The organism is Pseudomonas sp., assembly GCF_035277045.1.
Taxonomy (GTDB): Bacteria; Pseudomonadota; Gammaproteobacteria; order Pseudomonadales; family Pseudomonadaceae; genus Aquipseudomonas.
On sequence record NZ_DATELE010000167.1, the window covers coordinates 1 to 23,438 of the forward strand.

The 23,438-nt window shown below is 64.7% G+C and carries 19 protein-coding genes; 10 read left to right on the forward strand and 9 right to left on the reverse strand.

Annotation, left to right across the window (positions count from 1 at the left end; translation table 11 throughout):
• The 8 genes from VJS90_RS08035 to VJS90_RS08070 form a co-directional block, all read left to right on the forward strand.
• A partial coding sequence (locus VJS90_RS08035; RefSeq protein ID WP_324120771.1) for a polyamine ABC transporter substrate-binding protein occupies positions 1 to 1,049 on the forward strand: 1,049 nt, incomplete at its 5' end.
• 163 nt (positions 1,050 to 1,212) lie between these two features.
• Positions 1,213 to 2,307 (forward strand): polyamine ABC transporter substrate-binding protein, encoded by a 1,095-nt coding sequence (locus VJS90_RS08040; protein ID WP_324120773.1) that lies wholly within the window; start codon positions 1,213 to 1,215, stop codon positions 2,305 to 2,307.
• A 57-nt stretch (positions 2,308 to 2,364) separates the two neighbouring features.
• Positions 2,365 to 3,507 (forward strand): polyamine ABC transporter ATP-binding protein, encoded by a 1,143-nt coding sequence (gene potA / locus VJS90_RS08045; RefSeq protein ID WP_324120775.1) that lies wholly within the window; start codon positions 2,365 to 2,367, stop codon positions 3,505 to 3,507.
• Positions 3,504 to 4,424, forward strand: a complete 921-nt coding sequence (locus tag VJS90_RS08050) for an ABC transporter permease subunit (RefSeq protein ID WP_324120778.1) — start codon at positions 3,504 to 3,506, stop codon at positions 4,422 to 4,424. The genes potA and VJS90_RS08050 overlap by 4 nt, the downstream gene beginning before the upstream one ends.
• Positions 4,421 to 5,314 carry an ABC transporter permease subunit gene (locus tag VJS90_RS08055; RefSeq protein ID WP_324120780.1) on the forward strand — a complete coding sequence of 298 codons (894 nt, stop codon included), beginning with the start codon at positions 4,421 to 4,423 and terminating at the stop codon, positions 5,312 to 5,314. The genes VJS90_RS08050 and VJS90_RS08055 overlap by 4 nt, the downstream gene beginning before the upstream one ends.
• 155 nt (positions 5,315 to 5,469) lie before the next feature.
• Positions 5,470 to 6,561 carry an efflux RND transporter periplasmic adaptor subunit gene (locus VJS90_RS08060; protein ID WP_324120782.1) on the forward strand — a complete coding sequence of 364 codons (1,092 nt, stop codon included), beginning with the start codon at positions 5,470 to 5,472 and terminating at the stop codon, positions 6,559 to 6,561.
• The gene (locus VJS90_RS08065) at positions 6,558 to 7,628 is read left to right on the forward strand and encodes an efflux RND transporter periplasmic adaptor subunit (RefSeq protein WP_324120784.1); all 1,071 of its coding nucleotides are present in this window, start codon (positions 6,558 to 6,560) and stop codon (positions 7,626 to 7,628) included. The genes VJS90_RS08060 and VJS90_RS08065 overlap by 4 nt, the downstream gene beginning before the upstream one ends.
• Entirely contained in the window at positions 7,625 to 10,672 is a 3,048-nt protein-coding gene (locus VJS90_RS08070) for an efflux RND transporter permease subunit (RefSeq protein ID WP_324120786.1), read from the forward strand. Before VJS90_RS08065 ends, VJS90_RS08070 begins: the two co-directional genes overlap by 4 nt.
• A gap of 249 nt (positions 10,673 to 10,921) precedes the next feature.
• Here VJS90_RS08070 and VJS90_RS08075 read toward each other — a convergent pair whose 3' ends face one another.
• The 9 genes from VJS90_RS08075 to tcyJ all read right to left on the reverse strand — a co-directional run bounded on the left by VJS90_RS08075 (position 10,922) and on the right by tcyJ (position 19,812).
• Positions 10,922 to 11,566 (reverse strand): methionine ABC transporter permease, encoded by a 645-nt coding sequence (locus tag VJS90_RS08075; protein ID WP_324120787.1) that lies wholly within the window; start codon positions 11,564 to 11,566, stop codon positions 10,922 to 10,924.
• Positions 11,556 to 12,677 (reverse strand): methionine ABC transporter ATP-binding protein, encoded by a 1,122-nt coding sequence (locus VJS90_RS08080; RefSeq protein ID WP_324120789.1) that lies wholly within the window; start codon positions 12,675 to 12,677, stop codon positions 11,556 to 11,558. Before VJS90_RS08080 ends, VJS90_RS08075 begins: the two co-directional genes overlap by 11 nt.
• Positions 12,678 to 13,478, reverse strand: coding sequence for a MetQ/NlpA family ABC transporter substrate-binding protein (locus VJS90_RS08085; RefSeq protein ID WP_324120791.1), 801 nt, complete (start codon positions 13,476 to 13,478; stop codon positions 12,678 to 12,680).
• A complete protein-coding gene (locus VJS90_RS08090; RefSeq protein WP_324120793.1) occupies positions 13,471 to 14,856 on the reverse strand; it encodes an LLM class flavin-dependent oxidoreductase in 1,386 nt (461 codons plus the stop codon). The genes VJS90_RS08085 and VJS90_RS08090 overlap by 8 nt, the downstream gene beginning before the upstream one ends.
• A complete protein-coding gene (locus tag VJS90_RS08095) occupies positions 14,856 to 16,061 on the reverse strand; it encodes an SfnB family sulfur acquisition oxidoreductase (protein WP_324120795.1) in 1,206 nt (401 codons plus the stop codon). The genes VJS90_RS08090 and VJS90_RS08095 overlap by 1 nt, the downstream gene beginning before the upstream one ends.
• A gap of 40 nt (positions 16,062 to 16,101) precedes the next feature.
• Positions 16,102 to 17,343: an SfnB family sulfur acquisition oxidoreductase gene (locus tag VJS90_RS08100; protein WP_324120797.1), complete on the reverse strand. Its 1,242-nt coding sequence runs from the start codon at positions 17,341 to 17,343 to the stop codon at positions 16,102 to 16,104.
• Between the two features lie 250 nt (positions 17,344 to 17,593).
• A complete protein-coding gene (gene tcyN / locus VJS90_RS08105; protein WP_324120799.1) occupies positions 17,594 to 18,349 on the reverse strand; it encodes an L-cystine ABC transporter ATP-binding protein TcyN in 756 nt (251 codons plus the stop codon).
• A 3-nt stretch (positions 18,350 to 18,352) separates the two neighbouring features.
• Entirely contained in the window at positions 18,353 to 19,021 is a 669-nt protein-coding gene (tcyL, locus tag VJS90_RS08110; protein ID WP_324120802.1) for a cystine ABC transporter permease, read from the reverse strand.
• Entirely contained in the window at positions 19,018 to 19,812 is a 795-nt protein-coding gene (gene tcyJ, locus VJS90_RS08115; protein ID WP_324120804.1) for a cystine ABC transporter substrate-binding protein, read from the reverse strand. The genes tcyL and tcyJ overlap by 4 nt, the downstream gene beginning before the upstream one ends.
• A gap of 187 nt (positions 19,813 to 19,999) precedes the next feature.
• Here tcyJ and epsC point away from each other — a divergent pair, with 187 nt between their 5' ends.
• On the forward strand, positions 20,000 to 20,932 hold the full coding sequence (gene epsC, locus VJS90_RS08120; RefSeq protein WP_324120806.1) for a serine O-acetyltransferase EpsC: 933 nt from the start codon (positions 20,000 to 20,002) through the stop codon (positions 20,930 to 20,932).
• 242 nt (positions 20,933 to 21,174) lie between these two features.
• Positions 21,175 to 23,139 (forward strand): choline transporter BetT, encoded by a 1,965-nt coding sequence (betT, locus tag VJS90_RS08125; protein ID WP_324120996.1) that lies wholly within the window; start codon positions 21,175 to 21,177, stop codon positions 23,137 to 23,139.
• The last annotated feature ends 299 nt before the right edge of the window (positions 23,140 to 23,438 follow it).

Consider the following 23,438-nt stretch of genomic DNA (forward strand, 5'->3'; position numbering starts at 1 on the left):
TGGCCACCGCCGTTCAGGCTGACGACAAGGTCCTGCACGTCTACAACTGGTCGGACTACATCGCTCCGGACACGGTCGCCAAGTTCGAGAAGCAGACCGGCATCAAGGTGGTCTACGACGTCTTCGACAGCAACGAAACCCTCGAGGCCAAGCTGCTGGCAGGCAAGTCCGGCTACGACGTGGTCGTGCCGTCGAACAACTTCCTGGCCAAGCAGATCAAGGCCGGCGTCTACCAGGAACTGGACCGTTCCAAGTTGCCGAACTGGAAAAACCTCGACGAAGACCTGCTCAAGGCCGTCGGCGACGCCAGCGACCCGGGCAACAAGCACGCCTTCCCGTACATGTGGGGCTCGATCGGCATCGGCTACAACCCCGAGAAGGTCAAGGCCGCGCTGGGCGTCGACAAGATCGACTCGTGGGACGTGGTGTTCAAGCCCGAGAACATCGAGAAGCTCAAAAGCTGCGGCGTGAGCTTCCTCGACGCACCGACCGAGATGATCCCGGCGGCGCTGCACTACCTGGGCAAGCCGACCAACAGCAAGGACAAGGCAGACCTCAAGGCCGCCGAAGACCTGTTCATGAAGATCCGTCCTTCGGTCGCCTACTTCCATTCCTCCAAGTACATCTCGGACCTGGCCAACGGCAACATCTGCGTTGCGGTGGGCTACTCGGGTGACCTGGAGCAGTCCAAGGCGCGCGCCCACGAGGCGGGTGACAAGGTCAAGCTGGCCTACACCATTCCCAAGGAAGGCGCGGGCACCTTCTACGACATGGTCGCCATCCCCAAGGATGCCAGCAACCTCGACGCCGCCTACAAGTTCATGGACTACCTGATGCAGCCAGAGGTCATGGCCGAGATCACCAATGCCGTGCGCTTCCCGAACGGCAACAAGGCGGCGACCCCGCTGGTGGACAAGGACATTACCAGCGACCCGGCCATCTATCCGTCGGATGACGTGAAGAAGCAGCTGTATGCGATCAGCGATCTGGATGCAGGCACCCTGCGTCTGATCACCCGCAGCTGGACCAAGATCAAGTCGGGCAAGTAAGCCCGGCGATGCTCGCGCGGGCCGTTGCAGAGCGGCCCGTTCGAGCGCGCGAAATCAAATATGTTTTGCTGCATCGAGGCAGCGAAGGTAAGTTGCGCGCCGGTTTTGCTTGTGCGGCAGGCGTGCTGCCGCGACCACGGGCACTATTGTGAGGACCTCCCACTTGTCTATTTCCATCTTTCGCAAGGCCATGCTGGCCGGAGCGGGCCTGACGCTGGCTATCAGCGTCCAAGCGGCGCCCACGGTGCACGTCTACAACTGGTCGGACTATATCGGCCCCAACACCCTCGCGGACTTCGAGAAGGAAACCGGTATCAAGCCGGTGCAAGACGTCTTCGATTCCAACGAAACCCTGGAAGGCAAGCTGCTGGCCGGCCGTACCGGCTATGACGTGGTGGTGCCGTCCAACCATTTCCTGGGCAAGCAGATCAAGGCGGGCGCGTTCCAGAAGCTCGACCGCAACCTGCTGACCCATTATTCGAACCTGGACCCGGCGCTGATGAAGCGCCTGGAAAGCAACGATCCAGGCAACGCCTATGCCGTGCCCTACCTGTGGGGCACCAATGGCATTGGCTACAACGTCGAGAAGGTCAAGGAAGCGCTCGGCGTCGACACCATCGACTCCTGGGCCGTGCTGTTCGAGCCCGAGAACATGAAGAAGCTCTCCCGGTGCGGCGTCGCCTTCCTCGACTCGGCCGACGAAATGCTGCCGGCGGTCCTCCAGTACATGGGCCGCAACCCCAACAGCACCAACCCCAAGGACTACGCCGACGCCGAGAAGAAGCTGCTGGCCGTGCGCCCGTACGTGACCTACTTCCATTCGTCCAAGTACATCACCGACCTCGCCAATGGCGACATCTGCGTGGCCGCGGGCTTCTCCGGCGATGTGTTCCAGGCCAAGGCCCGCGCCGAGGAAGCCGGCAAGGGCGTGACCCTGGCCTACGCCATTCCCAAGGAAGGCGGCAACCTCTGGTTCGACGTGCTGGCGATCCCCAAGGACGCCAAGAACGTCAAGGAGGCCCACGCGTTCATCAACTATCTGCTGAAACCTGAGGTGATCGCCCAGGTCAGTGACTATGTCGGTTACGCCAACCCGAACCCCAAGGCTGGCGACCTGATGGACCAGGCCGTGAGGACTGACGCCGCGGTGTACCCGCCGCAGGACGTGCTGGACAAGATGTTCGTCAACAGCGAGTTGCCGCCCAAGGTGCAACGTTTGATGACCCGCAGCTGGACGAAGGTCAAGTCGGGCAAGTAACAATCCAGGCCCGCCGTGCAAGGGGCGGGCGCAAAAATCTTGTTGGGAGTTTCACTCATGGCAGTTGCCTCCGGTGCCTATAAGAAAGCCCTAGAAGGCGACCAGCAGCTCAAGCAGGTGCTGGTCAAGATCGACAGGGTCACGAAGAAGTTCGACGAAACGGTCGCCGTGGACGATGTGTCCCTGGAAATCCGCAAGGGCGAGATCTTCGCCCTGCTGGGCGGGTCAGGTTCGGGCAAGTCCACCTTGCTGCGCATGCTGGCCGGTTTCGAGCGCCCGACCGAGGGCCGGATCTTCCTCGATGGCGTCGACATCACCGACATGCCGCCGTACGAGCGGCCGATCAACATGATGTTCCAGTCCTACGCACTGTTCCCGCACATGACCGTGGCGCAGAACATCGCCTTCGGCTTGCAGCAGGACAAGATGCCCAAGCCCGAGATCGAAGCCCGCGTGGCCGAGATGCTCAAGCTGGTGCACATGACCCAGTATGCCAAGCGCAAACCGCACCAGCTCTCCGGTGGCCAGCGCCAGCGGGTCGCCCTGGCGCGTTCCCTGGCCAAGCGTCCCAAGGTGCTGCTGCTCGACGAGCCCATGGGCGCGCTGGACAAGAAGCTGCGCTCGCAGATGCAGCTGGAGCTGGTCGAGATCATCGAGCGCGTGGGCGTGACCTGCGTGATGGTGACCCACGACCAGGAAGAGGCCATGACCATGGCCCAGCGCATCGCCATCATGCACCTGGGCTGGATCGCGCAGATCGGCTCGCCCGTGGACGTCTACGAGACCCCGACCAGCCGCCTGGTCTGCGAGTTCATCGGCAACGTCAACCTGTTCGACGGTGAAGTGGTCGACGACGCCGAAGGCCACGCGCTGATCGCAAGCCCTGAGCTCGAGCGCAATATCTATGTCGGCCACGGGGTCAGCACCTCGGTCGAGGACAAGCACATCACCTACGCGCTGCGTCCCGAGAAGCTACTGGTCACCACGCAACAGCCGGCTCACGAGCACAACTGGTCGCGTGGCAAGGTCCACGACATCGCCTACCTGGGCGGCCATTCGGTGTTCTATGTCGAGCTGCCGAGCGGCAAGGTGGTCCAGTCGTTCGTCGCCAACGCCGAGCGCCAGGGCGCCCGTCCGACCTGGGGCGACCAGGTGTTCGTGTGGTGGGAAGACGACAGCGGCGTGGTCCTGCGGTCATGAAGATCCGCAAGCTCAAGCGAGCCTTCCAGCGCCTGACCCCCGAGGGGCGGCACGTGGTGATCGGCGTGCCGTTCATCTGGCTGTTCCTGTTCTTCATGCTGCCGTTCTTCATCGTCCTGAAGATCAGCTTTGCCGAAGCCGACGTGGCGATCCCGCCATATACCGAGATCTACAGCTACGTCGAAGACAAGATCCAGCTCGTGCTCAACCTGGCCAACTATGGCCTGTTGACCGAGGATGAACTGTACCTCTCGGCCTACCTCGGCTCGTTGAAGATGGCCTTCATCAGCACCGTGCTGTGCCTGCTGATCGGCTTCCCGATGGCCTACGCCATCGCCAACGCGCGCAAGGAAACCCAGACGGTTCTGTTGCTGCTGATCATGATGCCGACCTGGACGGCGATCCTGATCCGCGTCTACGCCTGGATGGGCATTCTCAGCAACAACGGGCTGCTCAACAGCTTCCTGATGTGGCTGGGGCTGATCGACCAGCCGCTGCAGATCCTCAACACTAACCTCGCGGTGTACATCGGCGTGGTCTATTCGTACCTGCCGTTCATGATCCTGCCGTTGTTCGCCAATCTGGTCAAACATGACCAGAGCCTGCTCGAGGCAGCCAGCGACCTGGGTTCGAGCACCTTCAACAGCTTCTGGAAGATCACCGTGCCGCTGTCGAAAAACGGGATTATCGCCGGCTGCATGCTGGTGTTCATCCCGGTGGTGGGCGAGTTCGTCATCCCCGAGCTGCTCGGCGGGCCCGAGACGCTGATGATCGGCAAGGTGCTGTGGCAGGAATTCTTCAACAACCGTGACTGGCCGGTGGCATCCGCCCTGGCGGTGGTGATGCTGGCGATCCTGATCGTGCCTATCTTGCTGTTCAACCGCAGCCAGGCCAAGGAAATGGAGGGCAGGGCATGAAGCGTTTCAGTTTCTCCAAGCTGATGCTGGTGCTCGGCTTGCTGTTCATCTACCTGCCGATGCTGATCCTGGTGATCTACTCGTTCAACGCCTCCAAGCTGGTGACGGTGTGGGGTGGCTGGTCGGTCAAGTGGTATGTCGGCCTGCTCGACAACACCCAGTTGATGGGGTCGGTGATGCGCTCGCTGGAGATCGCCTGCTACACGGCGGTCGCGGCGGTGGCGCTGGGCACCCTGGCGGCCTTCGTGCTGACCCGCGTCACCCGCTTCAAGGGCCGCACGCTGTTCGGCGGCCTGGTCACGGCGCCGTTGGTGATGCCCGAGGTGATCACCGGTCTGTCGCTGCTGCTGCTGTTCGTGGCCATGGCCCAGCTGATCGGCTGGCCGCAGGAGCGCGGCATCGTCACCATCTGGATCGCCCACACCACGTTCTGCGCGGCCTACGTGGCGGTGGTGGTGTCGGCGCGCTTGCGCGAGCTCGACCTGTCGATCGAGGAAGCGGCCATGGATCTGGGTGCGCGGCCGTGGAAGGTGTTCTTCCTGATCACCATCCCGATGATCGCCCCATCGCTGGCGGCGGGCGGCATGATGTCGTTCGCGCTGTCGCTGGATGACCTGGTGCTGGCCAGCTTCGTGTCCGGACCGGGCTCGACCACCTTGCCGATGGAAGTGTTCTCGGCGGTGCGCCTGGGCGTGAAGCCCGAGATCAACGCCGTGGCCAGCCTGATCCTGCTGTCGGTGTCGTTGGTGACCTTCCTGGTGTGGTTCTTCAGCCGCCGCGCCGAAGAACGCCGCCGCCGCGCGATCCAGCAGGCGATCGAAGAGAGCGCCGCCGGCAACTGGAAGCAGCCCGAAGTGCAGCGTCCGGCCGTGGCGCCAGCTTCGGTGTAAGCACTCCTGGACAACGCTGCACCTGTGGGAGCTGGCAAGCCAGCTCCCACAGGTGCAGCGTTGTTGTTCAGACTTGCTCTACCACACCCCACGGAACCCTGATCTACGCTAACAGTCGCATTCCCTAATAGTTCAGGCACAAGCAAGGAGCAGCCATGACCATGTGGCGTCCGTTGAAGGTGGTCTGCCTGGGGCTGCTGTTTGTGCTCTCGGGCTGTGGGGAAGACAAGCCGGCACCCGCCGACCTGCCAAGGGTCGGGGTGATGCAGGTGCAATCCAGCGAGTTCGCGGCACCTGTCACCCTGACGGGCGACGTCCAGGCGCGGGTGCAGGCCGACCTGTCGTTTCGCGTGGGCGGCAAGATCATCTCGCGCACAGTGGACGTGGGCGACCATGTAAAGGCCAACCAGGTGCTCGCGCGCCTGGACCCCAAGGACCTGCAGAACAACGCCGACTCGGCCAAGGCCGAAGTCTTTGCCGCGCAGGCGCGCGTCACCCAGACCAGCGCCGCGTTCGTTCGCCAGCAAAAGCTCCTGCCCAAGGGCTACACCAGCCAGAGCGAATACGACTCCGCCCAGGCTGCCCTGCGCGGCAGCCAGAGCGCGCTCAAGGCCGCGCAGGCACAACTGGCCAACGCCAACGAGCAACTGGGCTACACGGCGCTGGTCTCCGAGGCCGACGGGGTGATCACCGCGCGCCAGGCCGAAGTCGGCCAGGTCGTGCAGGCGACCATGCCGATCTTCAGCCTCGCCCGGGACGGCGACCGCGACGCGGTGTTCAACGTCTACGAATCCCTGCTGGTGGCCCCGCCCACTGACAACCTGGTGATGGTCAGCCTGCTCGACAATCCCAAGGTCCAGGCCGAGGGCCATGTCCGCGAGATCACCCCGACCGTGTCGGCCGAGAGCGGTACGGTGCAGGTCAAGGTTGGCTTGAGCAAGGTGCCCGCCGGCATGGAACTGGGCTCGCCGGTAACGGCCACCGCCAGCGGTCAGGGCAAGCCGAGTATCGAGCTGCCCTGGTCGGCCTTGACCAAGGCACTGCACGATCCGGCGGTATGGGTGGTGGGCGAGGGCGACAAGGTCGACCTGCGCCCGGTCCAGGTATCACGCTATCTCACCGGCAAGGTGATGATCAGCGATGGCCTGAAGGGTAACGAGCAGGTGGTGATCAGCGGTGGCCAGCTGCTGCACCCCGGCATGCAGGTGGAGCGGGTCACGCCGCAAGACGGCGGAGGCGCGCCATGAAGCGCATGCTGCTGATAGTGTCCGCCGTCGCGCTGCTGGCCGGCTGCGGCAAGGATGAGGAAAAGCCCGACCCGGTACGGCCGGTCCTTTCGACCCTGGTACAGCCGCAGGGGCAGGCGGAGCTTGGACGCTTCGCCGGCAGCATCCAGGCGCGCTACGAGAGCACCCTGGGCTTTCGGGTGTCGGGGCGGATCGCCCGCCGCTGGGTGGATGTCGGAGCCCAGGTCGAGCCGGGCGATACCCTCGCCAGCCTCGACCCCACCGACCAGCAGAACCAGCTGCGCGCCGCCGAAGGCGATCTGGCCCGGGTGCAGGCGCAATGGATCAACAGCCAGGCCGATGCCCGGCGCCAGCAACAGCTGTATGACCGCGGTGTCGGCGCCCAGGCCCAGCTGGACATCGCGCAGACCGACCTGAAGACCACCGGCGCCTCCCTTGAGCAGGCGCGCTCGGCCGTGAGCCAGGCGCGCGACCAGCTCGGGTACAGCGAGCTGCGCACCGATCATCAGGCCGTTGTCACCGGCTGGCACGCCGAGGCCGGCCAGACGGTCAGTGTCGGCCAGGAAGTCGTGACCCTCGCGCGGCCAGACGTCAAGGAAGCGGTCATTGACCTGCCAACCTACCTGGCCGAGCAGCTCACCCCAGGTCTGAAATTCACCGTCGCTTCGCAGCTCCAGCCCGGCATCAACACTACCGCCAGCCTGCGCGAGCTCGAACCCCAGGCCGATGCCGCCACCCGTACCCGGCGCGCCCGCCTGACGCTGGACAACACCCCCAACGCCTTCTATCTGGGCACGGCGATCAGCGTGACCCTGACCTCGGCGGTTTCGCCGCGCAGCGAGTTGCCGCGCACGGCCCTGCTGGAGCGCGACGGCAAGACCCAGGTGTGGGTGGTGGACACACAGCAAAGCACTGTATCGATCCGTGACGTGACCCTGCTCGAACGCACGGCGGACACCATCACCCTGGCCTCCGGCGTGCAGCCGGGCGAGCGCGTGGTCACGGCCGGGGTCAACAGCCTTGCGCCTGGGCAGAAGGTCATCGTCAACGAGGAAGACCCACGATGAAAGGAAGCTTCAACCTCTCGGAGTGGGCGCTCAAGCACCAATCCTTCGTCTGGTACCTGATGTTCGTCGGCTTGCTGATGGGCGTGTTCTCCTACATGAATCTGGGACGCGAGGAAGACCCTTCCTTCACCATCAAGACCATGGTCATCCAGACCCGCTGGCCGGGGGCGACCCAGGACGAGACGCTCTACCAGGTCACCGACCGCATCGAGAAGAAGCTCGAGGAGCTCGATTCCCTCGACTACGTCAAAAGCTATACCCGCCCGGGCGAGTCCACGGTCTATGTGTACCTGCGCGATACCACCGACGCCAAGGACATTCCCGAGATCTGGTACCAGGTGCGCAAGAAGATCCAGGACATCCGCGGCGAGTTTCCCCAAGGCATCCAGGGGCCTGGCTTCAACGACGAGTTCGGCGACGTGTTCGGCTCGATCTACGCCTTTACCGCCGACGGCCTGACTTTGAGGCAGCTGCGCGACTATGTGGAACAAGTGCGCGCCGAGGTGCGCGAGGTGCCCAACCTGGGCAAGGTGGAGACCATCGGCACCCAGGACGAGGTGCTCTACCTCAAGTTCTCGACCCGCAAGCTGGCGGCACTGGGAATCGATCAGCGCCAAGCCCTTCAGGCCCTGCAGTCGCAGAACGCGGTGACACCGGCCGGGGTGATCGAGGCCGGCCCCGAGCGTATTTCGGTGCGCACCACCGGGCAGTTCGCGTCCGAGAAAGACCTCGAAGCGGTCAACCTGCGTATCAATGACCGCTTCTTCCGCCTTGCCGACATCGCCACCATCGAGCGGGGCTACGAGGACCCGCCCGCGCCGATGTTCCGCTACAACGGCCAGACCGCCATCGGTCTCGCCATCGGCATGAAGGATGGCGGCAACATCCAGGTGTTCGGCGCGCAGCTCAAGCAGAAGATGCAGGACATTACCGCCGAATTGCCGGTGGGCGTCGGCGTGCATACCGTGTCGGACCAGGCGGTGGTGGTCAAGGAAGCGGTCGGCGGCTTCACCAGCGCGCTGTTCGAGGCGGTTATCATCGTGCTGGTGGTCAGCTTCATCAGCCTTGGCGTGCGTGCCGGCCTGGTGGTGGCCTGCTCGATCCCGCTGGTGCTGGCCATGGTCTTCGTGTTCATGGAGTACAGCGGCATCACCATGCAGCGGATTTCCCTCGGCGCGCTGATCATCGCCCTGGGGCTGCTGGTGGACGACGCCATGATCACCGTGGAGATGATGGTCACACGGCTCGAGATGGGTGACAGCAAGGAGGATGCGGCGACCTTTGCCTACACCTCAACGGCCTTCCCGATGCTCACCGGCACCCTGGTGACGGTCGCAGGTTTCGTGCCGATCGGGCTGAACGCGAGTTCGGCGGGTGAATACACCTATACCCTGTTCGCGGTCATTGCCGTGGCCCTGCTGGTGTCATGGGTGGTGGCGGTGTTCTTCGCCCCGGTGCTGGGGGTGCATATCCTCAATGCCAAGGTCAAAGCCCACGATGCCGAGCCAGGGCGCATCGGACGGGCGTTCGAGCATAGCCTGGAGTGGTCGATGCGCCACCGCTGGCTGACCATCATCGGCACCGTGCTGCTGTTCGCGTTGGCGCTGTTCAGCATGCGCTTCGTGCAGAACCAGTTTTTCCCGTCCTCGGACCGTCCGGAAATTCTCGTCGACCTCAACCTGCCGCAGAACGCCTCGATCGAGGAAACCCGCCGCGTGGTCGATCGCTTTGAGGCGACGTTCAAGGACGATCCGGACATCGCGCACTGGAGCACCTACATCGGCCAGGGCGCGATCCGGTTCTACCTGCCCCTCGACCAGCAGTTGCAGAACCCGTATTACGCGCAGCTGGTGATCGTCAGCAAGGGCCTGGAGTCGCGAGGCGAGTTGATGGCGCGCTTGCAGAAGCGCCTGCGCGACGACTTCGTCGGCATCGGCTCGTTTGTCCAGTCGCTGGAAATGGGGCCCCCGGTCGGACGGCCGATCCAGTACCGGGTCAGCGGCAAGGACATCGACCAGGTGCGCAAGCACGCCATCGACCTGGCCACGCTGCTCGATGGCGACGAGCATATCGGCGAGATGATCTACGACTGGAACGAGCCGGGCAAAGTGCTGCGTGTCGAGATTGCCCAGGACAAGGCTCGCCAGCTGGGGCTGTCGTCGGAGGACGTGGCCAATGTGATGAACAGCATCGTCAGCGGCGCGCCGGTCACCCAGGTCAACGACAACATCTACCTGCTCGACGTGATCGCCCGCGCCGACGACAGCGAGCGCGGCTCCCCCGAAACCCTGCAGAACCTGCAGATCGTCAGCCCCAGTGGCACCTCCATACCGCTGCTGGCGTTTGCCACCGTGCGCTACGAGCTGGAGCAGCCGCTGGTATGGCGCCGCGACCGCAAGCCGACCATTACCATCAAGGCGGCGGTCAACGGCGAGATCCAGCCAACCGACCTGGTTGCGCAGCTCAAGCCGAAGATCGAGGAGTTCGCCAGCAAGCTGCCGCCGGGCTACGAGGTCGCCACGGGCGGTACCGTGGAGGAGAGCGGCAAGGCCCAGGGCCCGATCGCCAAGGTACTGCCGCTGATGCTGTTCCTGATGGCGACCTTCCTGATGATCCAGCTGCACAGCGTGCAGAAGCTGTTCCTGGTGGCCAGCGTGGCGCCGCTGGGGTTGATCGGCGTGGTGGTGGCGCTGGTGCCGACGGGCACGCCCATGGGCTTCGTGGCGATTCTGGGGGTGCTGGCGCTGATTGGCATCATCATCCGCAATTCGGTGATCCTGGTGACCCAGATCGACGCGTTCGAAGCCCAGGGCTACTCACCTTGGGACGCCGTGCTCGAAGCCACCAACCATCGCCGGCGGCCCATCCTGCTGACTGCCGCCGCGGCAAGTCTCGGGATGATCCCCATTGCCCGTGAAGTGTTCTGGGGGCCGATGGCGTACGCGATGATTGGTGGGATTGTTAGCGCCACCTTGCTGACCCTGCTGTTTTTGCCGGCGTTGTATGTGGCCTGGTACAAGATCAAGGAGCCGCGGCGGGAGTGATGCTGTGCGGGTGTTTCCTGCCGGCATCGCACAAGCTTGTAATCCTGCGCCCCGGCGAGGGCTTCGCCCTCGATCGCGACCAAGGCCTGCTCCCACAAGAGCTGGCGCGGCCAGCTCGGTCATGGAAGCCCTGCCCGGCGCAGCCAGGGCATTTGTGGGAGCGTGCCTTGTGTCGCGAAAGGGCCGCGAAGCGGCCCCAAAATCGCATGACCGCTGCAAAACCAGCGCAATGCACGCGACTCTCCCTCATCACCGCTTGTTCAACCCCTTCGCCAACCGGTCCCCACCCAGCTGAATCACCGCCACCAGCGCCACCAGCATGGCAATCACCGTCAGCATGATCTGGCTGTCGAACCGCTGGTACCCGTACCGATAGGCAATGTCCCCAAGCCCACCCGCACCAATCGCACCCGCCATGGCGGAGGAATTGATGAGGGTGACGAGGGTAATGGTGAACCCTCCCACGATACCGGGCAGCGCTTCGGGCAACAGCACGTGCCAGACGATGTGCCAACGCCGGCACCCCATGGCCTGCGCCGCTTCGATCAGGCCGTGATCCACCTCGCGCAGGCTGACTTCGGCAATCCGCGCGAAAAACGGTGTGGCGGCGATGGTCAGCGGCACCACCGCGGCCCAGACCCCGTAGGTCGTGCCCACCACCAACCGGGTGAAAGGAATCAGCGCGACCATCAGGATCAGAAACGGTATCGAGCGAAACAGGTTCACCAACGCGCCCAGTATCCGGTTCAGCGCCGGCGCCTCGTAGATCCCGCCTTTGTCGCTGGTGACCAGCAGCACCGCCATCGGTACGCCGACCAGCAAGGCAACCAGCGAGGACACCCCGACCATCAGCAGGGTGTCGAGCAGCCCCTGCAGCAAGCGATCAATCCACATAACCCAGCACCTCCACGTCGTTGGCCCAGGCACGCGCCCGTTGCAGTATTTCCGGCTCGCTGTGCGGTGACTCCTTCACCGAAAGGATCAACTGGCCGACAGCCCGTTCGCCGATGGTCTCGATCCCGCCCTGCAACAGGTGCACGCGCCCGCCCAACGCCCAGAACAGCGACGACAGCTCCGGTGCCTCGCGGTCCTCGCCGGTCACGCCGAGCTTGAGCACCAGCGCTGATTCAGACCCGGCAGCCTGCTCCGCCAGTTGTGCCTGCAACCCTGCAGGCAGGCTGGGCTGCAGCGGCGCCAGCAGGGTCTTGCTGACCGCGTGCCGGGGCGCGCCGAACACCTGCCACACCGCGCCCTGCTCGACCACCTGCCCCCGCTCGAGCACCACCACCCGATGGCAGATATCCCGAATCACCGCCATTTCGTGGGTGATCAGCACGATGGTCAGCCCCAGCCGCTGGTTGATATCGCGCAGCAGGTCAAGGATCGAGGCGGTGGTTTCAGGGTCGAGCGCCGAGGTGGCTTCGTCGCATAACAGGATCTCGGGGTCGTGCACCAGCGCACGGGCAATCCCGACCCGCTGCTTCTGCCCGCCCGACAACTGCGCCGGGTACACATGGTGCTTCTCCTGCAGCCCGACCAGCTCCAGCAGTTCGCGGACCTTGCGATGGCGCTCGGCCTGCTCGATGCCCGCGACCTTCAGCGGCAACTCGACGTTCTGCCAGACCGTCTTGGCCGACATCAGGTTGAAATGCTGGAAGATCATGCCGATGCGGCGGCGCAGCGCCACCAGGCGGTCTTCATCGAACGGGGCGATATCGACCTGGTCGATCAGCACCCGCCCCTGGGTAGGCTGTTCCAGCCGGTTGATGGTGCGCAGCAGCGAGGACTTGCCCGCGCCGCTGCGGCCGATGATGCCGAAGATCTCGCCGCGCTGGATGTTCAGGTCGATGCCCTGCAGCGCGGGTTCCGCCTGCCCCGGGTAGGTCTTGCCGACGCCGATGAAACGCACATGGGCGTGGTTGAGCTCCGGCCGCAGCATCTGCTCGCGGGCAGGCGCGGGTGCGGCCGGCGTAGTGGGCGCCCGCTGGGCGCTGGCGCTGCTCACTCAGCTCTCCCAGCCGCGCTGGTAGAGGCTGCCGTGGGCCTTGTCCAGCGCAGCGCGCACGGCCGGGGAATGCTGGTAGATGTCGATGAAGCGGGCCAGGCGCGGGTCATCCTTGTTCTGCGGACGGATGACGAACTGGATCACGTATTCCTTGTTTTCCAGGCCGTCGAACAGCAACGCCGAGGTGGCATCGAAGGTATTGGCCAGGCGGATGTAGGCAGGATACCCCTGCACCAGATCGGCATCGTCGTAGGCGCGTACCAGTTGCACTGCTTCGACCTGCAGGATCTTGAGCTTTCTGGGATTGGCGACGATGTCGTCCTCGGTGGCCTTGTAGCCGACCCCAGGCTTGAGGGTGATAAGGCCCGCCTTGGCCAGCAGTTGCAGGCCCCGGCCACTGTTGATCGGGTCATTGGCGATCGCCACGCTGGCGCCTTCGGGCAGGGCATCGAAGCTTTTGTATTTCTTCGAGTAAAGCCCGACGTTGTTGATGATCCCCGGCGCGTAGGGCACCAGGTCGAAACCCGCAGCGGCCTTGGCGTTCTCCAGGAAGGGAATGTGCTGGAAGTAGTTCACGTCGATGTCGCCGCTGGCCAGGCTGACATTGGGCGCGATCCAGTCGCTGAACTCGATCAGTTCCACGGCCAGGCCCTGCTTGTGCGCCTCTTCTACCGCTGCTTCCAGCGGAATGGCGAAGGCCGAGGTGGTGCCGATCTTCAAGGCATCCTCCGCATGAGCGGCACCGAACAGGCCGAGGGTGAGGGCGATGGCCGCGACGGGCCGGAACAGGGTCTTAAGCATGGTGCAGGGCTCCAGTCGGGACAGGGGTGCGGTAGGTTGCGCCGGGGTGGTCGGCGGGCAGGTGGGCCTGGCCGCTGGCGAAGAGTTTTTCGCGCAGGCTGCCGGACTCGTAGGCGGTCTTGTACGAACCGCGCTGCTGCAGCTCGGGGATCACCAGATCAATGAAGTCGACGTAGCTTTCTGGTGCCACCGTGCGGGTCAGGTTGAAGCCATCCAGGCCGGTCTCGTCGATCCAGGCTTCGAGCTCGTCGGCCACCTGGGTCGGTGAGCCGACAACGGTCACGTAGCGCCCGCCTAGGGCGTGCTGGTCGAGCAGGGTGCGGCGGGTGTGGTTGCTGGCCTGTAACTGGCGGGTCGCCGACTGGATCGCGTTGCCTTGGGCGAAGGGGATCGGCTCGTCCAGCTCGAAGGCGGCAAAGTCGATGCCGGTGGAGCTGGCGAAGTGCGCAACGCCCGCCTCCGGGCTGGCATAACGCAGGTATTCGGCGTGCTTGGCCTGCGCCTGCTGCTCGGTAGGCGCAACGACCACGGTGATGCCCATGAACACCTTGACCGCCTGCGGGTCGCGTCCAGCGGCCAGGGCCGCGGCGCGCACCTTGTCGACCTGGACGCGGGTCGCGGCCTTGTTCTGGCCGCCGATGAACACACACTCCGCGTGCTGACCGGCGAAGGCCAGGCCGCGTGGCGAGCTGCCTGCCTGGAACAGCACGGGCGTGCGCTGGGGCGATGGCTCGCAGAGGTGATAACCCTCGACCTTGTAGAACTCGCCCTGGTGCTCGACCTTGCGCACCTTGTCCGGCCGCGCATACACGCGCTGGTCGCGGTCGTTGATCACCGCGTCGTTGTCCCAGCTGCCTTCGAGCAGCTTGTAGAGCACCTGCAGGTATTCGTCGGCCTGATCGTAGCGCCGGTCATGCTCGGGTTGCTGCTCCAGGCCCATGGCCCGCGCGGCGCTGTCGAGATAGCCGGTGACGATGTTCCAGCCGACCCGGCCGTTGCTCAGGTGATCAAGCGTCGAGAGGCGCCGGGCGAACAGGTAGGGCGCCTCGTAGGTCAGGTTGGCGGTCAGGCCGAAGCCCAGGTGACGCGTCACCGCGGCCATGGCCGAGACCAGCAGCAGCGGGTCGTTGACCGGCAGCTGGATGGCCTCCTTGAGCGGCACTTCCACCGATTGGCGGTACACGTCGTAGGTGCCGACGATGTCGGCGATGAACAACCCGTCGAACAGCCCGCGTTCGAGCAGTCGGGCCAGGTCGGTCCAGTAGTCCAGGGTCTTGTACTGGGTGGAATTGTCCCGTGGATGGGTCCACAGACCATGATTGATGTGCCCGATGCAGTTCATGTTGAAGGCATTGAGCAGGATCTTTTTCTTCGCCATCAGAGCGTGCCCCGGCGTGGTGGATTCTCGTCGTTCAGGTAGTAGTTGCCGATGGCGTGGTACTTCCAGCGCACCGGGTCATGCAGGGTATGCACCCGGGCGTTGCGCCAGTGGCGGTCCAGGCCGTGTTCGGCGAGGGTCGCCTGGCTGCCGGCCAGCTCGAACAGGGTGCTGCTGGCGGCGAGGGATATCTCGGTGCTGATCGCCCGGGCCTCGGCCACGGCGATGGAGGCGGCGGCCACGCTGTCGGCCGTGCTGTCGGCGCGGGCGCGGTCGAGAAACTCGCCCGCGCGCTCCAGCAACGCTTCGCACGCGTGCAGGCGAATCGCCAACTGGCCGAAGCTCTTGATGGTCAGGGGGTCATCGCTGGCCTTGTCGAGCCCCGAGTCGACCCAGGGGCGGCTGCGCGTGCGCACAAAGTGCAGGGCATCTTCGTAGGCGGCGCGGGCGATGCCGGTGTCGATGGCGGCGTGAAGGATCTGCGCCAGCGGCCCGACCGTGGTCGGCCGCTCGAAGGCGCTCTCGAACGGCACCACGTCATCGGCGCTGACCGCGACGTTGTCGAACACCACCGACCCGCTGCCGGTGGTGCGCTGGCCAAAGCCGCTCCAGTCGTCGATCACCTGCAGGCCCTTGCTGCCTGCCGGCACGAACACCAGGTGCTGCACGCCGTCTTCATCGATCACCGAAGTGGGGATGCGCTGGGCGTACAGCGCGCCGGTCGCGTAGAACTTGCGCCCGTCGATGCGATAGCCGTCGCCCTCGCGACGTAGCCGGGTGGTGCGGTCGTGGGCGGTCCTGGTGCCCAGCTCGGCCAAGGCATTGCCGAAGCGCTCGCCGGCCAGGACCTCGGCGTACAGGCGCTGCTGCTGTGCCGGGCTGCCGTTCACGCGCAGCACTTCGAGGGCATAGAAATGGTTCTGCGGGATCTGGCCAAGCGAGGCATCGGCCTGGGCGATACGCGCAATGACCCTGGCCAGGGTGACGTTGGACACGCCCGCCCCGCCATGTTCCCTGGGTACGCTGATGCCCCACAGGCCGGAGCGTGAAAACGCCGCCAGCTCGGCATGCGGCAATCGCCGCTCGCGGTCGCGCAGGACGCTGTCGCGGCGCAGCTGGTCGGCGACCTGCTCGGCAACGGCCAAGGCGTGGGCGTCGTCGTGGATGACCGCCGCCCGGTCGTGGTGGTGGTTGGACGTGTTCATGTAGGGCTCCATCGCGGGCTCGCCCGCCTACGGTGTCGAGTCAGATCCAGGAGTGACGGGCAGGACGCTTGCCGTTCAGGTAATAGGCGCCGACGGCGTGGTACTTCCAGCGCACGGGGTCGTGCAGGGTGTGTACGCGGGCGTTGCGCCAGTGCCGGTCGAGGTTGAACTCGGCGAGGGTGGCGCGGCTGCCAGACAACTCGAACAGTTTTTCGCTGGCCTGCAAGGCGATTTCGGTGGTGAGCACCTTGGCCTCGGCCACGGCGATCGAGGCGCGGGCGGCGGCGTCTTCGTCGATCGGCGCGGCACTGACTTCATCGAGTACCCTCGCCGCTCGCTTGAGCAGCGCTTGCGCGGCATGCAGTTCAAGTTTCAGGCGGCCGATATCTGCAATCACGTAGGGATCGTCGCTGGCGCGCTCGACCTTGGCGTCGATCCAGGGCCGGGATTTTTCGCGGACGAAGGCGAGGGTGTCCTCGATGGCTGCCTCGGCGATACCGGCATCGATGGCCGCCTGGATCAGTTGCGAGGCGGCGCCCTGGATGGTCGGCGCATCGCCCTGGCGCCAGTTGTCGATCACCAGCTCGGCCTCGACCGGCACCTGGTCGAGCAGCACCGTGCCGCTGGCCGTGGTGCGCTGGCCAAAGCCTGACCAGTCATCGACGATGCGCAGCCCAGGACTGCCCCGGCGCACGAAGGCCAGGCGCTGGCGGCCCTCGTCATCCAGTGCCTTGACCGCCACCCAGTGGGCGAACAGGGCGCCGGTGGAGTAGAACTTCTGGCCACTGACCCGATACTGCTCGCCGTCGCGGGTGATTCGCGCCTTGAGCGTGAGCGTGTCCTTGGTGCCGCGCTCGGGGCCGGCATTGCCGATGCGCCAGCCCTCGAGCACGGAGCCGAACAGCACGGCCTTCTGCGAATCGCTGGCGGTGACGCGCAGCGACTGCAGCAGGCCGAACTGGTTTTGCGGGATTTGCCCCAGCGCAGGGTCCGCCGCGCTGATCAGGCGGAAGACCTCGGCGATGGTGGCGAACGAGACGTCCGGACCGCCGTACTGGCGCGGGACGCTGATGCTGCCCAGGCCGCTACGGGTGAACTGCTCGACCTCGGCCCAGGGCAGTTTGCGCTGCTGGTCACGCCGCGACGCCTGCTGGCGGGCGCTGTCGGCGAGTTCACGGGCGGCCTGCAGGGCCTCGGCGTCATCGCGCAGCACCTTGGCCGGAAGCAGCAGCGGCGAGCTGTCCAGATCGCTGGAGAGAGTGTCTTGTGCAAGGCTGGACATCAGTACCGCTCCTTGGCTGCACTCAATGCCCTTGCTGGGGTGATTGTGTTCCTGAACATACCTGACCTCACGTGGTTGAAATGTCGCCTTCAGCTGGCTGGCGACAGACATGCGTTGGTCCGGTGGTCCGGTCTATATACCCTATGCGCTTATAAAAACTAAATAAACTAACATTTAGGAATATGAATAGAAGGGCGCAGTTCCTCCGTCGTGGCAGGCGCAGGACAGAGCCTGCGCGGGCCGCGGCGGTTCAGGAGGCAGGCGTGTCGAGGAACTTGCTGAGGAATTGCCGGGTGCGTTCTTCCCGCGGGTTGGCGAACAGCGCCTTGGCATCGCCTTGCTCGACGATTACCCCCTTGTCGAAAAAGATCACCCGGTTGGCGACATCCCGGGCAAAGCTCATTTCGTGGGTGACGATGATCATGGTGCGGTTCTCCTGGGCCAGGCCGCGGATCGTCGCCAGCACCTCGCCGACCAGCTCCGGGTCGAGCGCCGAGGTGGGCTCGTCGAACAGAATCACCTCAGGCTCCATGGCCAGGGCGCGGGCGATGGCCACGCGTTGCTGCTGACCGCCCGAGAGACGGCGCGGATAGGCGTCCTCCTTGCCCGCCAGGCCGACCTTGGCCAGCAGCTTGCGGCCGAGGGTCAGGGCCTGGTCGCGCGGGGTCTTCTTGACGATCAGCGGCCCTTCGATGACATTTTCGAGCGCGGTGCGGTGGGGAAAGAGGTTGAAGTTCTGGAACACGAAGCCGACCTGCTGGCGCAGGCGGCGGATCGCGCCCTGTTGCGCGGTCAGCGGCCGGTCGCCGTCGATGTTGATATCGCCGACGCGGATCTTCCCGCCGCTGGGGGTTTCCAGCAGGTTCAGGCAACGCAGGAACGTGGTCTTGCCAGAGCCGCTGGGCCCGATGATGGCGATCACCTCGCCGGCCTCGACACGCAGGTCGATGCCGTCGAGCACGGTCTGGCCGTTGAACTGCTTGCTCAGGCGCTCTACGACGATCATGGGCTATTGCTCCTGGTCATGCCGGTTGACCCGCGCTTCCAGGCGGTTCTGCAGGTGCGCGAGGATGCTCGCCAGGATCCAGTAGATCAGCGCGGCGGCCAGGTACATGGTGAACACTTCGAAGGTGCGGGCGGTGATCAGCTGCGCCTGGCGGAACAGCTCGGGCACCTGGATGGTGGCGGCCAGGGCGGTGTCCTTGACCAGCGAGATGAAGCTGTTGCCCAGCGGCGGCAGCGCGGTGCGCGCCGCTTGCGGCAGGATCGCCCGGCGCATCGCCTGGCCGCGGGTCATGCCGATGCTGTCGGCGGCTTCCCATTGGCCACGGTCGATCGAGCCGATGGCGGCCCGCAGGATCTCGCAGGTGTAGGCCGCCATGTTCAGTGAAAAGCCGATCAGCGCCGCGGGCAGCGGGTCGAGCTCAAGCCCGACCTGCGGCAGGCCGTAGTAGATGACGAACAGTTGCACCAGCAACGGCGTGCCACGAAAGAACGACACGTAGACCCGCGCCAGCCAGTTGACCGGCCAGAAGCGCGACAGGCGCATCAGCGCCAGGCCAAAGCCCATGAGCAGGCCGAAGAACATCCCGCCGACGCTCAGCACCACCGTGAAATAGGCGCCCTTGAGAAGAAAAGGCGCCGAATCGATGGCCAGTTGCAGGCTTTCCTCGATCATTTAGTCACGTCGGCGCCGAAGTACTTGGTGGACAGCTTGGCCAGGGTGCCGTCGGCGCGCAGCGCGTCCAGCGCCTTGTTGATGGCATCGAGCAGTTCCGGCTCGCCCTTGCGCAGGGCAATGCCGGAATCGAGGCGCGAGAACGCCGCGCCGGCCAGCGCGGTGTCCTTGGCTTTCTGCGCGTATTCAAGCGCCGCCAGGCGGTCGATCAGGATGGCGTCAATACGGCCCACGCGCAGGTCCTGGAACTTGGCGGGGTCGTCATTGTAGGTGCGCACATCAGCCTTTGGGACTTGCTGCCTGACCCATTGCTCGTAGTTGGTGCCCAGGCCCACGCCGACTTTCTTGTCGGCCAGGTCCGAGGCGCCATTGATGTTCAGCGTTTCGAGATTTTTCTTCAGGACCAGGGCCTGGATGCCGGAGACCGTGTAGGGCTGAGAGAAATCGTACTTGGCCTTGCGCTCCTCGGAGATGGTTACCTGGTTGACCACCACGTCCAGGCGCTTGGATTGCAGGGCAGCAAGGATGCCGTCCCACGGGGTCGGCTGCAGCTTGACCTTCACGCCCAGCGCCTTGGCGAGCGCTTCGGAGAGCTCGACCTCGAAGCCGGCCAGCTTGCCGCTTTCATCCACGAAGCTGAAGGGTGGGTAGGTGCCTTCGAGGCCGACGTTGATCACGCCTTTTTCCTGGATGGTCTTCAGCTGTTCGCCGGCGAACGCCTGGCCGAGCAGACCGCAGCCCAGCAGCAAGGCCAGGCTGGCATTGAGAAGAGGTTTGGCGAAATTCGTCATGGCAGGCCTCGCGCTGGGTAGTGAAGTGAAGTTCAGTTCATTAGGGTAGGCGAAGAATCGGCATGTGACTTCGACAACGGGTTCTTATGCCTTGCTTAGCGCGATTGCGAATAAACCGTTGTTATTTCCCGGGGTCGTATTTGCCGTAGAGTGCGTTCAATAAATTGCCCAGGCAGGAGAAACAACCGTGAGCGAACAAACAGCATCCGGGCATTGGCAGTTGCACGGAATCGTCAGCGGCCTGCGCAGCGCGCGCGAGCAATGGCGTACCCGCAACGGGCGCAGCAGCGGCGAGCAGGGCGGGCGCGAGCTGCCCTCGCGCGAGGCCATGCGCCAGATCCTCGAACAACTGTGCGGGGCGCTTTTTCCCATGCGCCTGGGGCCGGTCGACCTGCGTGAGGAAAGCGAGGACTTCTACGTCGGCCACACCCTGGACGCCGCTCTGACCGCGTTGCTCGCCCAGGCGCGCCTGGAGCTGCGCTACGCCGCCCGCCAGGGCAGGACCGACGAGGTGGACGCGGATACCCGGGCCCTGCGCGTGATCCAGGGTTTCGCCGCCGCCTTGCCCGGGCTGCGCAGCCTGCTCGACACCGACGTGCTGGCGGCCTACCACGGTGATCCGGCGGCGCGCAGCGTCGATGAGGTGCTGTTGTGCTACCCGGGCATCCTGGCGGTGATCCATCACCGTCTGGCCCATCACCTGTACAACTCCGGTTTGCCGCTGCTGGCGCGGATCAGCTCGGAGCTGGCGCATTCGGCCACCGGCATCGATATCCACCCTGGCGCGCAGATCGGCCCGAGCTTCTTCATCGACCACGGCACGGGCGTGGTGATCGGCGAGACGGCGATCATCGGCGAGCGGGTGCGCATCTACCAGGCTGTGACATTGGGCGCCAAGCGTTTTCCGGCCGATGAATCAGGCCAGTTGCAGAAGGGACATCCGCGTCATCCGATTGTCGAAGACGACGTCGTCATCTACGCCGGCGCGACCATTCTGGGGCGGATCACCATTGGCAAGGGCTCGACCATCGGCGGCAACGTCTGGCTGACCCGCAGCGTGCCACCGGGCAGCAACCTGACCCAGGCGAACCTGCAGCACGATGATGGGACGCAGAAGTAGCTCAAGCTGCTTCGTACCCTCGCGGAAGCGGGCTGCAGCGCTCGCCATCCGGCCCCTCGGTTCGCATTGCACCCCCCATCCATGTTTAACTTGAACGCTTGTTCAAGTTAAACGGTGGTCCGCTGCCGGCGTTCAACAGGAGGAAACCCTTTGTCGAACCCGTTAAATCCCAACCCTTCGTCGCTGTGTGAGGTGTACCTGCAATGAGTGCACCAGACGCCGTCGTCGACGGCAAGATTCGCATGAACCCGCCCGTGTTCTATTTCGCGGCAAGCTTCATCCTGATATTCGGCCTCATCGTCATCAGCAACCCGCAAGCCGCGGGTGAGTGGCTGCTCGCCGCGCAGAACTGGGCGGCCAACACGGTCGGCTGGTACTACATGCTCGCCATGACGCTGTATCTGGTCTTCGTGGTGGTCACCGCCTTGTCTGGCTACGGCAAGATCAAGCTCGGTGCCGACCACGACGAGCCCGAGTTCAGCTACCTGTCATGGGCCGGCATGCTGTTCGCCGCGGGCATCAGCATCACGCTGTTCTTCTTCTGCGTCTCCGAACCCCTGACCCACATGCTGCAGCCGCCCATCGGCGAAGCGGGCACGGAGGAGGCCGGGCGCCAGGCCATGCAGCTGCTGTTCCTGCACTGGGGCCTGCATGGCTGGGGCGTGTTCGCCTTCGTCGGCATGGCGCTGGCCTACTTCGCCTACCGGCACAACCTGCCGCTGGCCCTGCGCTCAGCGCTCTACCCCCTGATCGGCAAGCGCATCAACGGCCCGATCGGCTACACGGTGGACGGTTTCGGCATCATCGCCACGGTGTTCGGCCTGGGGGCGGACATGGGCTTTGGCGTGCTGCACCTGAACGCCGGCCTCGACTATCTGTTCGGCATCTCGCACTCCCAGTGGGTGCAGCTGGCGCTGATCGTGCTGATGATGGGCGCGGCGGTGGCAGTGGCGGTTGCCGGCGTTGAAAAAGGCGTGCGGGTGATGTCTGACATCAACCTGTTCCTGGCCTGCGCGCTGCTGCTGTTCGTGCTGTTCGCCGGTCCCACCCAGCACCTGCTCAATACCTTGATCCAGAACATCGGGGATTACCTCGGCGCCTTGCCGCGCAAGAGCTTCGACGTCTACGCCTATAGCGACGCCAAGGGCTGGCTGGGCGGCTGGACAGTGTTCTACTGGGCCTGGTGGATTGCCTGGGCGCCGTTCGTCGGCCTGTTCATCGCACGGATTTCCCGTGGCCGCACCATCCGCGAATTCGTCTTCGGCGTGCTCCTGATCCCGCTGGGCTTTACCCTGGCGTGGATGTCGATCTTTGGTAACAGCGCCTTGAACCAGGTGCTCGAGCACGGCATGACCGCGCTTGGGCAGTCGGCCCTGACCGATCCGTCGATGACCCTCTATCTGCTGCTGGAAACCTATCCGTGGAGCAAGGCGGTGATCGCCGTGACGGTGTTCATCAGTTTCGTGTTCTTCGTGACCTCCGCCGACTCCGGCACCGTGGTGCTCGCGACGCTGTCGGCGCGTGGCGGCAACGCTGACGAGGACGGGCCGAACTGGCTGCGGATCTTCTGGGGTGCGATGACCGCGCTGATCACCAGCAGCCTGTTGTTCGCCGGCAGCATCGACTCGCTGAAGTCGGCGGTGGTGCTGACGTCGTTGCCGTTCTCGGTGATCCTGCTGGCGATGATGTGGGGGCTGCACAAGGCGTTCTACCTCGAGTCGCAGCGCCAGATCGCGCAGATGCATTCCCTGGCGCCGTTCGCCAACCCGCGGCGTGGCCGTGGCGGCTGGCGCCAGCGCCTGAGCCAGGCGGTGCATTTCCCGTCACGCGACGAGGTGTACCGCTTCATGGACAGCGTCGTGCGTCCGGCGATCACCGAGGTGACCGAGGTCTTCGAGCAGAAGGGCCTGACGATCATCACCCAGGAAGACCCGAGCCATGACAACGTCAGCCTCAAGGTCGGCCATGGCGAGGAGCAGCCGTTCATCTACCAGGTGCAGATGCGTGGTTATTTCACGCCATCGTTCGCCCTGGGCGGGCTGGGCAGCCAGGATCATCTGCGCAACCGGCGTTACTACCGCGCCGAGGTGCACCTGAGCGAAGGCAGCCAGGACTATGACCTGGTCGGCTACAGCAAGGAGCAGATCATCAACGACATCCTCGACCAGTACGAACGGCACATGCAGTTCTTGCACCTGGTGAGGTAGGGAGCCGGTGGCAGGCACAGGTCTGGAGCCGGCATGCCTCGGCCCGGCTTGGCCGGGCCCTGGGGGAGCAGCTGTCTTTGTCCCCTGCCACCCTCGCGCCGTCTTGTGACCTTGCGCCCCGGCGAGGGCTTCGCCCTCGTTTCGCGGCACAAGGCACGCTCCCAAAGCGCTTAGGCCAGTCCAGAAGAAGCTGGTTGATCCAAGAGTCCGTTCGTAAATAACCTTTTTACATTGGCTTAGGCGCCGTCCCCGTAGCCCGAGCGACGAATGGCGCATGATAACCCTTGGCCTCACGGCAG